The organism is Pseudoalteromonas sp. 1CM17D (assembly GCF_023161805.1).
In the GTDB taxonomy this organism is placed as follows: Bacteria; Pseudomonadota; Gammaproteobacteria; order Enterobacterales; family Alteromonadaceae; genus Pseudoalteromonas; species Pseudoalteromonas atlantica.
The window spans coordinates 113,364-127,209 of record NZ_JALNTP010000008.1 but is presented as its reverse complement, the minus strand read 5'-3'; the positions used below and the strand labels follow the sequence as shown (position 1 = coordinate 127,209).

13 protein-coding genes are annotated in these 13,846 nt (G+C 40.2%); 10 read left to right on the top strand and 3 right to left on the bottom strand.

Going from position 1 to position 13,846, the window contains the following annotated elements; genetic code table 11:
• Positions 1-37: 37 nt before the first annotated feature.
• The 4 genes from MSC25_RS14600 (at position 38) to queG (ending at position 4,431) form a co-directional block, all read left to right on the top strand.
• A complete protein-coding gene (locus tag MSC25_RS14600; RefSeq protein ID WP_054982831.1) occupies positions 38-904 on the top strand; it encodes a DMT family transporter in 867 nt (288 codons plus the stop codon).
• Complete coding sequence (locus MSC25_RS14595) at positions 901-1,602, top strand: glycerophosphodiester phosphodiesterase family protein (RefSeq protein WP_248443825.1); 702 nt, start codon at positions 901-903, stop codon at positions 1,600-1,602. Before MSC25_RS14600 ends, MSC25_RS14595 begins: the two co-directional genes overlap by 4 nt.
• A 360-nt stretch (positions 1,603-1,962) precedes the next feature.
• Positions 1,963-3,180: a methyl-accepting chemotaxis protein gene (locus MSC25_RS14590; protein ID WP_096042291.1), complete on the top strand. Its 1,218-nt coding sequence runs from the start codon at positions 1,963-1,965 to the stop codon at positions 3,178-3,180.
• Between the two features lie 117 nt (positions 3,181-3,297).
• Positions 3,298-4,431: a tRNA epoxyqueuosine(34) reductase QueG gene (gene queG, locus MSC25_RS14585; RefSeq protein ID WP_248443824.1), complete on the top strand. Its 1,134-nt coding sequence runs from the start codon at positions 3,298-3,300 to the stop codon at positions 4,429-4,431.
• Between the two features lie 37 nt (positions 4,432-4,468).
• Here the strand turns inward: queG and MSC25_RS14580 are convergent, their stop codons facing one another.
• The 3 genes from MSC25_RS14580 to MSC25_RS14570 all read right to left on the bottom strand — a co-directional run bounded on the left by MSC25_RS14580 (position 4,469) and on the right by MSC25_RS14570 (position 8,221).
• Positions 4,469-5,578, bottom strand: coding sequence for a response regulator (locus tag MSC25_RS14580; RefSeq protein WP_248443823.1), 1,110 nt, complete (start codon positions 5,576-5,578; stop codon positions 4,469-4,471).
• 49 nt (positions 5,579-5,627) lie between these two features.
• Positions 5,628-7,619, bottom strand: a complete 1,992-nt coding sequence (locus MSC25_RS14575; protein ID WP_248443822.1) for an ATP-binding protein — start codon at positions 7,617-7,619, stop codon at positions 5,628-5,630.
• Between the two features lie 110 nt (positions 7,620-7,729).
• Positions 7,730-8,221, bottom strand: a complete 492-nt coding sequence (locus tag MSC25_RS14570; protein ID WP_248443821.1) for a GNAT family N-acetyltransferase — start codon at positions 8,219-8,221, stop codon at positions 7,730-7,732.
• An 82-nt stretch (positions 8,222-8,303) separates the two neighbouring features.
• Between MSC25_RS14570 and MSC25_RS14565 the strand changes: the two genes are divergently transcribed.
• The 6 genes from MSC25_RS14565 to MSC25_RS14540 all read left to right on the top strand — a co-directional run bounded on the left by MSC25_RS14565 (position 8,304) and on the right by MSC25_RS14540 (position 13,795).
• Positions 8,304-8,876 (top strand): glutathione peroxidase, encoded by a 573-nt coding sequence (locus MSC25_RS14565; RefSeq protein ID WP_004589433.1) that lies wholly within the window; start codon positions 8,304-8,306, stop codon positions 8,874-8,876.
• Positions 8,877-8,955: 79 nt separating this feature from the next.
• Entirely contained in the window at positions 8,956-9,237 is a 282-nt protein-coding gene (locus MSC25_RS14560) for a peptidylprolyl isomerase (protein WP_004589432.1), read from the top strand.
• A 55-nt stretch (positions 9,238-9,292) separates the two neighbouring features.
• Entirely contained in the window at positions 9,293-9,871 is a 579-nt protein-coding gene (locus MSC25_RS14555; protein WP_064384752.1) for a glutathione S-transferase family protein, read from the top strand.
• Positions 9,872-9,888: 17 nt separating this feature from the next.
• Complete coding sequence (locus MSC25_RS14550) at positions 9,889-10,239, top strand: DUF2750 domain-containing protein (RefSeq protein ID WP_004589430.1); 351 nt, start codon at positions 9,889-9,891, stop codon at positions 10,237-10,239.
• A gap of 153 nt (positions 10,240-10,392) precedes the next feature.
• Positions 10,393-11,073, top strand: a complete 681-nt coding sequence (locus MSC25_RS14545) for a hypothetical protein (RefSeq protein WP_004589429.1) — start codon at positions 10,393-10,395, stop codon at positions 11,071-11,073.
• 148 nt (positions 11,074-11,221) lie between these two features.
• On the top strand, positions 11,222-13,795 hold the full coding sequence (locus MSC25_RS14540) for a M1 family metallopeptidase (protein WP_248443820.1): 2,574 nt from the start codon (positions 11,222-11,224) through the stop codon (positions 13,793-13,795).
• The last annotated feature ends 51 nt before the right edge of the window (positions 13,796-13,846 follow it).

Sequence of the window (13,846 nt, the reverse complement as noted above, 5' to 3'; positions counted from 1 at the left end):
CAGTGATAAGATAATAAAAAAAGGAGTTCTCATTTAAATGCAGCCACAACAGCAAAGCCTGATTTACTTACATATTGCCGTGTTACTTTTTGGGGGCACCGCCCTTTTTGCAAAGTTAATAGGGTTAAATGCAATTGATATTACGGTGTATCGTACCGCTATTGCTGGCATGGCAATTTTGGCTATGCTGTACTTTCAAAAAAAACAAATTAAGTTAAACAAACCAAAAGATTACCTCATTGCGTTATTTTTAGGTGTAGCGGTAGGCATGCATTGGGTTACTTACTTTGCAGGTATGCAAATGGCGGGCGTCACTGTGGGTATGCTGGCTTTTTTTAGCTACCCAGTAATGACGGTGTTTTTAGAGCCCTTATTCAATAAAAGCAGGCCCCAAGCAAAAGATATTATCAGCGCAGCTGTGGTTGTATTTGGTATATATTTACTCGTACCCAGCGCAAATTTAGGCGACGATGTAACCTTAGGGGTTATTATGGGTGTGGTTTCGGCTTTGTTTTTTTCGATTAGAAATATTACCCATAAGCGCTTTTTTAGCCAATATGGCGGCCCACAAACCATGTTTTATCAAACCTTAGTGGCAAGTGTTATGCTTTGCGCATTTATTAAGGTCCCTGTGTATGAGGTGAGTAACCACGACCTTATTTTAATTGCTGTGGCGGGTATTATTTTTACCGCTACACCGCACTCGCTATTTGCAGCGAGTTTAAAGCACTTATCGGCAGCTACTGCGGGGTTAATTTCGTGCTTGCAGCCGCTTTACGGCACTTTGTTGGCTATTGTTATTATTCATGAGCGCCCAACGCTACTAACACTTATCGGCGGTGCACTTATAGTCAGTGCAGCCTGTTTTGAAACGTGGTCTATTACTCAAAAGGCTAGAAAATGAAAATATTTGCGCACCGCGGGGCAAGCGGCAATTACCCAGAAAACACTAAAAGCGCTATTTTAGAAGCGTTAAATGTAGGGGTAGATGGCATTGAAGTTGATATTCAAAGTGCGCTTGATGACTATATGCTCATACACGACTCCTGGCTAGATAGAACCACCAGCGGGCACGGTAAAGTAAGCGACTTTACGGCGCAGCAACTTAGTCTGTTGGATGCCGGTAACGGCGAGCAAATCCCCACTCTACAGCAATTACTTGATTGGAATAACAATAAAACATTACTCAATATAGAGCTTAAACATACCTTTGAGCTTGAAAAGTTTGCCACTATTTTAAACAACAATATTGCTAAAGGCGTTATTACTAAAGGTAATATTTTAGTGTCGTCGTTTGATCACCATCAAATTCATTGGCTTAAAAATAGGTTACCGTGGTTACACATTGGCGCGTTAACCTCATCAATTCCATTAAATTATGCACAGTTTGCTCAACAGTTAAATGCGTATAGTGTTCATGTAGACAAAAGCTTTGTAAATAAAGCTTTTGTAGATGATGCCATAGCACGAGGCCTGCAAGTTTATGCCTACACCGTAGATAGGCCAGAAGACATGGATTTTATGATAAAAATTGGGGTGCATGGTATTTTTACTAATTACCCCGCTCGTTCTAAAAAATATTTAGCAAACATTATTACTTGAGTTAACGGTAACTTAGTCGATAATCTAGCTAGGGCGTGATGATCTTTGCGGATTGAAATTTGTTCAATCTAGGGGCGATTAAATCGCGGCGCGAGGCTTGTAACCTAGTGGGCTAAGTAAAAACCGAGTAAAGCTTCCGCGTCCTGCTCACGCCCCTTACCTACATCCATGTAGGCAACAAAGAGTTTATCGCCCTTAGGCAGAACCCAAAGGGCAGCGCATGTTTGGCATTTATGTAGCGTTATCGCCTATTTATGGGGAATAACCACACTTCATAGGCTCTGCCTTGCCTAAAAGCCAAACATACTGCTGCAAATTCAACCATCAAAGGTCAACACGCCCTAGATGGGTAAGCAATAAATGAGTGGTGTAATGCAATTTTATAATTATATTGAGCGAACATTTTTTTATACGCTTACGCGTAAAATAGTGGGTAATTTAAGCTTTGTTTTTTTGTTTCAGGCCATTACCTTATTTTGGTTATATCAAAGCTTAAGCGAGCAGCACAGTACTAGCGCATTTTGGTTGTTAACCTTGGTTATTGTAGCGGGCTTTGCCTTTACTATTTTTTATATGCGCTATTTAATAGTGCGCCCTGTAAAAGCTATGTGCGACACTTTAGTAAACATAAACCAGCAAGAGGCTAATTTAGCCGCCAACTTACCGCAATTTTCTTTTGACGAATTTAAAGAACTAAGTACGCAATATAACTTATTTACTAATCACTTAAGTGATTTACTAAGTACAACTCACGCCAGCGCTAAAGCCAGCGAGCAAAGTAATGTTGATGTAAATACCGCTATGCAAAATACGCAGCAGTTAAGTGAGCAGCAAACTCAGCTAAGCCACAATATTATTAATGCGAGTAACCAAATAGTGCAAAGCTTAGAGGGCATAGTGAGCAATACCGACAGCGTGCATAGCGTAAACAGCGAGCACTTAGACTTTGTTAAGCTTTCGTCGCAAGAGCTTGCAAGCTTAGTCGATAAAGTGTCGCTTATTGGTACCTTGCTGCAAAGATTTTCTAAAACGGTGTCTGGCCTTAAAGAAAACAGCGAAAACATTCGCAGCATTTTAAAAATGGTTGAGGAGTTTTCGGATCAAACTAATTTACTGGCACTAAACGCTGCCATTGAAGCGGCACGCGCTGGCGAAGCTGGCAGAGGATTTGCTGTTGTTGCTGATGAAGTACGTACATTATCGGTAAAAGTAAGTGGTGCAACCCGACAAATAAGCGACTTTATTAACCAAATGAATGAACTGGTTAACGAAACCAACCAAGAAAGTGAGCAGTTAATTAGCCACTCAGGTACCGCACAAAGCGCCATTAGTAATACCTCTGAAGGGTTTAAAACAATGCTAAGCGAGTTTGAACAAAACCAACAGCAGCTACAGCAAATAGCGGATGCGGTGCATACGCTAGAGCAAGCGCAGCAGCACACTCACCAATCGGTAGAGCAAATTGTTACCTTAGGCGAGCAAGCTAAAAGCGCTATTGATCATGCGCTAAGTAATAGCCAGCAATCACATGCACTTAGCCAGCAAACACAACAGCAATTAAAGCGCTTTGTGCAATAAGCAATTGCAAAACAAAAGCCGAGAGCTGTATTGCCTTAATATTTTAACTGGCAACATTCAACAGCGCTTTATAAATATGGTAAATTACGCAGCTAATTATTTAAGTGTGTAATGTGTGTGAGTAACTCAACCCCCAACTACCAACAGCTAGCCAAAAATATTAAAGCCTGGGGCCAAGAACTCGGCTTTAGTGAGGTGGGTATTACCGATATTGACCTATCTAAACACGAAGCACAATTACAGCGCTGGTTAGATGCGGGCTACCATGGCTCTATGGATTATATGGCAGCCCATGGCATGAAACGCGCTCGCCCTGCTGAACTAGTCCCTGGCACCCAGCGGGTTATTTCGGTAAAAATGAACTACCTGCCCCCTGATGCTAGTTTTGCCAAAACACTAAAAAACACCGAAAAAGCCTACATTAGCCGCTACGCATTAGGGCGTGACTATCACAAATTAATGCGCAACCGACTAAAAAAGCTGGGCCAAAAAATAGAGCAAGAAATTGGCGATTACGGTTTTAGGCCATTTGTAGACTCTGCGCCTGTGCTTGAGCGCCAGCTTGCTGAAAAAGCGGGATTGGGCTGGCGAGGTAAACACTCTTTATTAATAAACCAAGAAGCTGGGTCGTGGTTTTTTTTAGGTGAGCTTTTTGTTGATTTACCGCTGCCAATAGATAATGAAAACACGTTTGAAGGCTGCGGAAAATGTGTAGCTTGCATTACGCTTTGCCCAACAGGCGCAATTGTAGAGCCGTATGTGGTAGATGCACGTAAATGTATTTCGTACTTAACCATTGAGCACCAAGGCCCTATACCTGAGCAATACCGTGCATTATTGGGGAACCGAGTTTATGGCTGCGACGATTGCCAATTGGTTTGCCCATGGAACCGTTATGGTCAAATTACCGATGAGCAAGACTTTCATCCCCGTACACAACTAAAAAACAAAGATTTACTTGAGCTATTTGACTGGGACGAACCTACTTTTTTAAAAAATACCGAAGGCAGCCCTATTCGCCGTATTGGTCACGAACGTTGGTTGCGTAATTTAGCGGTGGGTTTAGGCAATGCCGATTTTAGCCCTAGCATTATTAACGCTTTAGAAAGCAAACATGAGTCTAGCTCGCAGCTAGTAAAAGAGCATATAGAGTGGGCGCTTGAGCAACAAAATAATAAACAACAAGAGCAACTCCGTAAAACACAGCGCCTAATTAGAATTGTCGAAAAAGGCTTACCTCGTGATGCGTAAATCACTCAGGTGAGCCTTATTGTGAAAGGTTTATTTTTTATAAATCTTGTTCAATTTCAGTAAAGGCGGCTTTAACTTGTTTAACCGACTCTTCTCTGGCAATTGAATTTTGAATAGTTTCGTCCACTTTTTTATAAATAAACACCTCTTGGTCTTCATCTAACCCCATTGTGGGTATGCGCACTTCTAAGTCTTCTTGTAATTGCTTGAATACTTTTTCGTTACTTTCGCGGTTTTCGTTTAGTAACCCAATTAAGCCATGAAACTTACTATGCACTGTGCTGGCTACATCATTTAGCTTTTGCTGCTGCGACTCAAGCATTTGCTTGGTCATAATTGCACGTAACTGCTGCTCAGTCACACTGACAATAAAGCAAACGTGGTCACGAATACGCCCGTGTTTATCTGGGTCGTGATCTAGCATATTCAGAATTAATAAGCTTATCATCTCGTAGTTAACTAATATTCGGTGAGAAAACTCATGTAAGCGACCTTTGTTTTTAAGCATATCAAACAGCTCAATTACAATAGGCGAACACACTCCGCTAAGGGCAAAGTGCTCTATTGTATCGCCATGTCTAAATTCAACATTACTTTGTAGGTCAAACGTTTGTAAGCAGTCTATTAAGGCTTTACCTAAATCTTGCGGATTATTAATAAAACCAATGTTTTCAATGTAATTAACTATTTGCCCCATTTCGCTACTGTTTGCCATAGCGTTAAATGCCGTAGATGTTGCATCTTCTACTTGTTTTTCAAGGCTTTGTTTTTCTATTAATACTTGGTTTAAGTTTTTAAGTTTTGATTTAAGCTCATCATGCCCAAACGGTTTTACAATGTAATCCTCAGCAGCGACTGAGTAACCTTCCATACGCTCTTCAACCGTTCCTCTAGCGGAAACAAACATAACAATTATATGCGCGGTATTCGGATTCGCCTTTAATGCTTTACACACTTCGTAGCCATTCATTTGCGGCATACTTACATCAAGTAAAATAACTTGGGGCATGTAGCCTTCAACCATGGCTAAACACTCAGGGCCGCTTGTGGCAACTTGTAATTCGAAATCAAGATCTTCTAAAATTTCTTCAATAATTTCAAGGTTGAAAGGTTCATCATCTACAGCAAGAATTTTAGTTAAGGCCATATTTTCATCATCCAATTAAATATCATTTAAACATTACTTACACATATAATTAGCTATCTTGCACTGCTAGCTTATCATCGGCTAAATGCTCATCTAAATCTATTTCTAGGGGTACCTGAATCCTAATTGTTGCACCACCATCGCTATTATTACTTGCCGTAATTTCGCCTTGATGAAGTGCTACAAACTCTCTACAAAGCGCAAGCCCTAAGCCAGTACCACCAGCGCCACTGTTCGTTTTGCTGCTTTGTACAAATTTAGTAAACACGTGCTCTAATTCATCCTCAGGTATACCTATTCCATTGTCTATTACATCAATAATGGCGCTATCTTGATCAGCCATTAAGTTCACTTTAATACGACTTTTAGGTTCGCTAAATTTAAGTGCGTTACCTAACACATTGCGCAATAGCTGATTAATTTGCTCTTCATCACACTGCACAACCACTGGCCCGGGTTTTGAAAAAACAATTTCAATTTCTTTTTCCATAGCCGTACCAGAGACATCATCGATACTGGTTTTTATAATGCTTTCTATATTGTATGGACGTGGGTTAAATGGAAATTTCCCTACATCCAATTTAGATAAATCAAGTAAGTTGTTTAATAACGACAGTAAACGCTCGCCGCTGCTTTCAATACGAGATAAATATTTTAAGAGTTTATCTTTAGCAAAATCGCCCGCTTCTAACTTACTCAAACCAAATCGAGAAAAGCTTAATATAGAGTGCATAGGGGTGCGTAACTCGTGCGACATGTTAGCCAAAAATTCCGATTTGCTTAAATTGGCAGCTTCGGCCACATTTTTAGCATGCTCTAGCTGCGAAGTACGAGCTCGCACTTGCTCCTCAAGTAGGTCTTTGGCTTCAAGGAGTAATTCTTCTTTTTGTTTTAAGTGAGTTACATTTTTAAATATAACCGCTAACGCAATTTCGCCATGGTGGTCTATTTCGTTAAACGAACCAACTAGCGGAATATACCCGCCGTCTGTTTTTTGCAAACGTAGGTCGCTACTAAATTGGCGGTTACGATTGAGTGTGCTGATTTTATTTTTTATTTCAGCACTTGATTCCTCATCTAAAAATTCAAATACCGAAAAACCCGCGAGTTTGTCAAAGGGCAGCTTAAACAGCCTTAAGCAGGCATCGTTTGCTTCTATTACTTTGCCGCTGCGCTCAAATAGCATAATGGCGTCAGGGGTATTTTTATAAATAACTTGTAGTAGGCTGTCTTTTTCGATTAATGCATCAACGGTATCTTGTAAACGCTCAACTAGCTCAGCGTTACGGCGTTTTAAAAGCTCTGTTTGCCACAATTTATGTACCGATTGCAGCAGTACGCTATCGGTTAGAGGCTTTATTAAAACATCTTCGACCCCTTTACGAATTGCCTCAATCATTGAAACTTGCTCAGGGCGTGCGGTAAACAATAAGCATCGGCAATCTGGCTGAGACATTTTAATAGCAGAAAAAATATTTAAACCGGTGCCATCTTCAAAGCTAAAATCGCTAATTAAAATATCTATACTGTTTTCATTAGCCACTGCCACCGCTTCGGTTGCGCTGGTTGCGGTTAGCGTTTTGATATGCGCCCCGACTAAATTACTTTTCATTTTTTCAAGGCGCTCAGGCATATGATCAACAAGTAAAATAGTGGGGAGTTTTAAAACGTGGCTAGAGCCAAGCTCTAAGAGGTTTTCGAGTAATGAGGTAATTTCTTTATTTGAAAAAAACGGATAAATAACCGTTGCATCTGGGACTAGCTTATTAAGCTCGCTAAATGCGCTAAGTTGCTCACCGCTTTCGGCTTTAGGGGCAAGTAATACACAGCGGTCTTGTGAGATTTTTTGAGCTAACGACTTTATTACTTCACACGGCACTCCGTAAGCACCAATTACCAAGTCATACTGGCTGGTGTTAGAGTATAAATCAATCATAGAGTAATGAACGAGCTCAGCCTCACAACCTATCAATTCTAGTAAAACTTTCACTCTCATTGCGATAACACTGCTGCTATCTACAATTAAAATTTTTCGACTCATTAAGCCACACTATCGTAAACACTTTATATGTTAATAGCGTAGCCTATAATTTCTTAGTTGGTATAGGTTGTTAGACTTAATTTTGATTTTTTTACCGATAAGCTCCACAACTATTTTGGTAGATGCTTACCGAATATTGTTAAACTGTAGCGTGTGTTATCCATTACCGCGATATGAGGCAACTCACCCCATACGCTAAAACCAAAGTGCTTGAATAACTTAATACTTGGTAAGTTGTGGCTAAATATAAAACCAAGCAATACATCAATTCCTAGCTGTTTAGCCTCTATTTGGGCAAACCCCATCAGCTTTTTGCCAAGTCCTTTACCTTGCGCCGCTTTGGTAATATAAATGCTCATTTCGACGGTGCCATCGTATGCGGGGCGCCCATAAAACGATTTATAACTTAGCCAAGCAAGTACTTGGTCATTTTCGCAATAAACATAAATAGGCCGTTTATCGGTGTGGCTATTAAACCACTCACGTTTGCTCTGTACCGATACTTCTTCGGTATCGGCGGTCACCATACGCGAGGCGATCGTTTCGTTGTATATTGCGACAATGGCAGGTAAATCTTCTATAGTGGCTAAACGTGTAGTCATAACAGCTTAATATTGTTGATCACTTTTGTGCATATTAGCGTAAGATAGACTAGTCAAACAATTATAAATTTAGGCGTTGAGTATGTTAAAAAAAACGATACTAGGGCTCAGTATTTTTATTACGAGCTTAGCTGCCCAAGCAAATGACACGTTACCCAGCAAACAACAGCAGCAACAATGTGAAGACTTTACAAATGTAGAGATACGTAAGCTGCGCTCAAAAGAATCCTTAAACTTATGCCAATTTAAAAACCGCCCTTTGCTCATTGTAAATACGGCTAGCAATTGTGGTTTTACATCTCAATTTGAGGGCCTTGAAAAAGTACACCAACAATACAAAGATAAAGGTTTAGTGGTATTAGGTTTTCCATCTGATGATTTTTTTCAAGAAGAAAACGATGAAAAAGACATAGCAAAAGTGTGTTTTATTAATTACGGCGTTACGTTTACTATGTTTACTACCAGCGAAGTTCGCGGCAGTGATGCAAATCCAATATTTAAACACTTAAACGCACAAACCAGCTCACCTAACTGGAACTTTTATAAATATTTAGTTTCAGCTGATCGTAAAACAATTAAACGCTTTAACAGTAAAGTAGCTCCTAATTCAAAAGAATTAATTGATGCAATTGAAAATACGCTACTCATCAATTAAGTTTATACTGGTACTGCGAGTTAAAACTAACTAGACTGGCTTTAATGGTTAAATACACCAACTTTAAACAGGAGATTTTATGGCAGTGGCAAGTGCAAGGCACATTTTAGTAGACAGCGAAGCAGAGTGCTTAGATTTAAAAGCTAAGATTGAACAAGGCGAAGACTTTGCAGAGCTTGCAAAAACATATTCAAACTGTCCTTCTGGTCAAGACGGCGGAGCACTTGGCGAGTTTGGCCCAGGTATGATGGTACCTGAGTTTGATAAAGTTGTATTTTCAGCGCCAATTAATCAAGTACAAGGCCCTGTACAAACACAGTTTGGCTATCACTTACTAGAAGTGACAAGCCGCTCAGAATAACGTTGACTTATCGCAACACAAAAAGCCGCTTATGCGGCTTTTTTTAGGAGCAATTATGAAACTTATAGGATCTAACCCTTCTCCATTTGCGCGCAGAGTAAGAATGTGGGCAGCACAAAACAATGTTGACTTAGCGCTAGTAAACCTAGATATTTTTTCTGAGCAAGACCGCCCTACCTTAGCCAGTAATAACCCAGGAAGAAAAATACCGGTTTTAATTGATGGTGATTTAACGCTAAGCGATTCAACCATTATTTTACGTTACCTTATCGCCAAGGCTGGTAAAACACCACTAAGCTGGTCGCAAGAGCACCTACTTAATATTATCAACGCCTGTAACGACTCGTTAGTAGAATTAGCACTTAGCAGACGCTCAGGGTTTGATACTAACGACGATAAATTATTTTTTAATCTGCAAAACGAACGAATTGCACAAACATTAAGCTATTTAAATAGTCATTTAAACGATGATGAATTTAAAGGCTGTGAATGCCTTAACATCAGTTTATACTGCCTACTTGATTGGATTTGCTTTCGTGAATTAACAGACTTTAGCCAACACGCTGCTTTAGTCAGTTTTTATAACGACTATGGCACGCGTCAAGCTGCAGTAAGCACCGATCCCAGACTCTAAACAAATAAGGTAAACACATGAGCGATATTGAAATTGAATCACAACTAGTTAGCTTTGTAGAAAAAGTACGTTTAAGCGAGCAAGTGTGGGCGTTAGGTGGCGACGACGGCGGCTTTGTAGTGTGCGAATCTAACCAGTTTGCCGAAACGGATGTACTGCTTTTATGGGAGAGCGAAGACGCAGCAAAAGCCCAGTGTAAAGAAGAGTGGCAAGAATTTACGCCTGTAGAAATTAATTTAGATGAATTTTTAGATGAGTGGGTAGAAGATTTAAACGAAGACAGCGCATTAGTTGGTTTAAATTGGAATGACGACCAAGTGTGTGTAGAAATAGAGCCTGTTGGCTTAGCACGCGCACTTAGCGAATAACTGCCACTATAAATTAAATAGTGAATACAACACCTGCTTTTTAAGTGGGTGTTTTTGTTTTGTAGCTAAAAACATAAATACTAAAATCGATACTCGCATGTTTATCTGTTTTAAGTATAAAATATAACATGTCATTAATTTCAAGGGATTACGTTGAAAACCCATCTTGGCCGCCGCCCTTTTTCAGCAATGGAACTGCATACGCTTTATAACGGCTATATTTATGGCGATTTTAAAGTAGCAAGAGAGCAAGCAAAGCATTGGCATTTTTGGTTGCCTTTAATTGCCTATTACAGTGGCGCATATAGCGATGAAATTGGCTGCTTAACGCTTGACGATCTTGAGCTTAAAAATGGCATTTTATGTTTTAATTTTCATACTAATGGAAAAATAAAAGCGCGCTTGGTTCCGGTGCATCAAGCCTTAGTTGATGCAGGGCTTAACGACTTTATTGCCTTTGTTAAAGCACATAATCACACACGTTTGTTGTTTGATTTACCGGCTAAGTCTGGCCGTTACAGCGAAAAAGTACGCATTTGGTTTACTGGTGAAGGTGAACGTGCGGGTTATTTGCAAAAATGTGCCATTCCCACTGTTGATCAACTCGGTATGAAAACCGCCATAAGCAGCCTACGGCTTAATTTTGAGCAACAAGTACGTATTTACGCATTACAGGCTAATTCAAAAGACGCCTTTAATTATTTAATGGGGTTTAACGAATACCCCAATGATAAATTTGACGATACCGCCTTACTAAACAACGTAATACAGCAAATTCGCACCATTAACCCACAGCTGCATTGGCAGCGCTTTAAGCAGCGCCAGAGCCACTGACACTATTTGTTACTATTTTAAATCCAAGCAGCCACTTTATTAAATTACTCTCATAAAAAAAACTGCTAGGATATCTAAATCTCAATTTTTAAGGGCATAGAAATGCCTGTTTGAGTCAATTTCTAACAACAACAATCTAGGGATCACTATGTTTTTAAAAAGCCTATTAACAGTAAGTGTTGCTTTAGCAATGACTACTGCCAACGCTAACGAGTTCGTTATCGAAAAGCTTGCTAAACCAAGTTCACAAAAGGTGTCGTTAACACTCGACCCAAGCCAAGACACCTTTACAGGGATGACAGAAATAGCCCTAGAAGTGTTAAAACCCACTCATTACATTGAACTTAACGGCGTGGCTTACGCTGTTAAAATGGCGCAGTTACTAGGCGATGAAAACTGCGACTTAAATAACGAAATGCTAAAAACAGAAAAAGTAAAATTTAGCTGTGATGAGCAAATTCAGCCGGGTAAGTACACCCTAAAAATAGATTTTTCTGCGCCGTATAATCGCCAAAGTGTGGGCTTATACAAAACAATTGATCAGGGCACACCTTATTTATTTACTCAGTTTGAAATGAATGATGCACGCCGTGCATTTCCAGTATTTGATGAGCCAAGTTATAAAATACCGTTTCAGTTAACAATTACAGCGCCAACGTCTCAAAAGGTTTATGCCAATACGCCAGAGCTTAAAACCACAGTTAACGGCGAGATGACAACGCATTACTTTGATAAAACGCCACCTATTCCTTCTTATTTAGTGGCTATGGCCGTGGGCCCTTTTGAAGAGCTTGAAATAAAAGACATGCCAATTCCAGGGCGTGTTATTACCCCGCAGGGTAAAATTCATTTAGCTGATTACGCAAAAGAGAACATGCCAAAAGTACTTGCTGCACTTGAGGCGTATTTTGGTATTCCTTATATTTATAAAAAGCTCGATTCGGTAGCTGTACCCGAGTTTCCTTTTGGCGCAATGGAAAACTCAGGCCTAGTAACCTACCGCGAAGATATATTACTGGTTGATTTAGCAGCCGCTACACGCAGTAAAAAACAGCGTAATGTGTCGATTATTGCTCACGAGCTTGCCCATCAATGGTACGGTAACTTAGTTACCATGAAGTGGTGGAACGACTTATGGTTAAACGAAGCTTTTGCCAGCTGGATGGCGGCAAAGATTACTAAGCAGCTTAATCCAGAATTTGAATCTCACCTTGATTTACCACAAAACAACGTAATGGCATTAGATGCTCGCTTAAGCACTAAGCCTATTCGTAAACCAATTAAAACCGAAGCCGATATTATGGATGGTTTAGGGCTTGCCTACAGTAAAGGCAGCGCAGTACTGGCTATGGTTGAAAACTGGATTGGTGAAGAGGCATTCCAAAAAGGGATTCAAAGTTACTTAAAAAAATTCTCGTATAAAAACGCCGAAGCAGCCGATTTATGGGAAGCACTAGGTAAAGCTTCTAATAAAGATGTTGCGAGTGTTTTAAAATCATTTATTGAACAGTCTTCTTTTCCGCTTGTAGATGTAAAACAAGACGGTAAAAAAATTACTATATCGCAAAGTCGCTTTGCTAATGCTGGTGTAGATGCACCCGCACAGCTTTGGAATGTCCCTGTTGGGATAAAATATGGCGCTGGTGATAAAGTAAAAACTGCGAGTATTTTACTCAATAAGCAAAGCCAAACTTTAACACTTGATTTTGAGCCACAGTGGATTTATCCCGATGAAGGGGCGCTAGGTTATTACCGCTGGGTAATGGACGATGCGCAGTTTGATTCACTAATAAAACATGCTCCGCAAGCACTTAATGATCGTGAGCGTTTAGCGCTGCTCTCTGCCACTGATGCACTACTTGATGCGGGTGTAATATCGGCGGCTAAGTTAATGCAAACCTTAGAAGTATTTGTGAGCGATGATCACCCTCGTGTTGCAAATACAGCGCTGGGCTATTTGGTATCGCAAAAAAATACCTTTAAAGATGAAAGCAACGAAGCGTTATGGCCTGAGTTTATTCGCAGTGCAGTAATGCCTGCAGCTAAAAAATACTCACTGGAAGCACAAGCTGGCGAAGACGGTGCAGTATCGCAACTACGTGCGGGTGTTGTGTCTTTACTAGGTTTTGATGGTGAAGATCAACGTGTGATCAGCAAAGCAAAAGAGCAAACGCAAGTGTACTTAAACGATCCGCAAAAAGTGGATCCGTATTTAGCAGCTACCTACTTAAAACTTGCCGCCTATAATGGGGATAAAGCCTTACTTGATCAATTTATGGCAACCTTTAAAACCACTAAAGATCCACAAGTACGCACAAACATGCTGGCTGCAATGGGCTTTATGGGCAAAGCGCAGTTACAAAAGCAGGTATTAGCGTACACCCTAACCGACGAAGTAACCGCATCTGATATGCGCACTATTTTAGCGGGTCAAAGTTATAGCGAGCCACGCCAAGCACTATTTATTGAGTGGATATACAACAATTACGACAAGGTAACACAAAGCTTACCGCCGTTTTTTGTGCCTAACTTACCGTACTTTACAACCGCGCGTTGTGATGAACAAAGTTTAGCAACCACGCAAGCATTCTTTAAAGATAAAATTGAAGAAACACCGGGCTACGCTCGTACGCTAAGCAAGCTTGAAGAAAGTACCCATGACTGTATTGCGCTTAAAGAGCGTGAACTGGCATCAGTTAATGACTTTTTAAAAAGCAAATAAGCTTAATTAAAAGTAAATATGTATAATTAAAAAAGCCGCTGAGTTATTCAC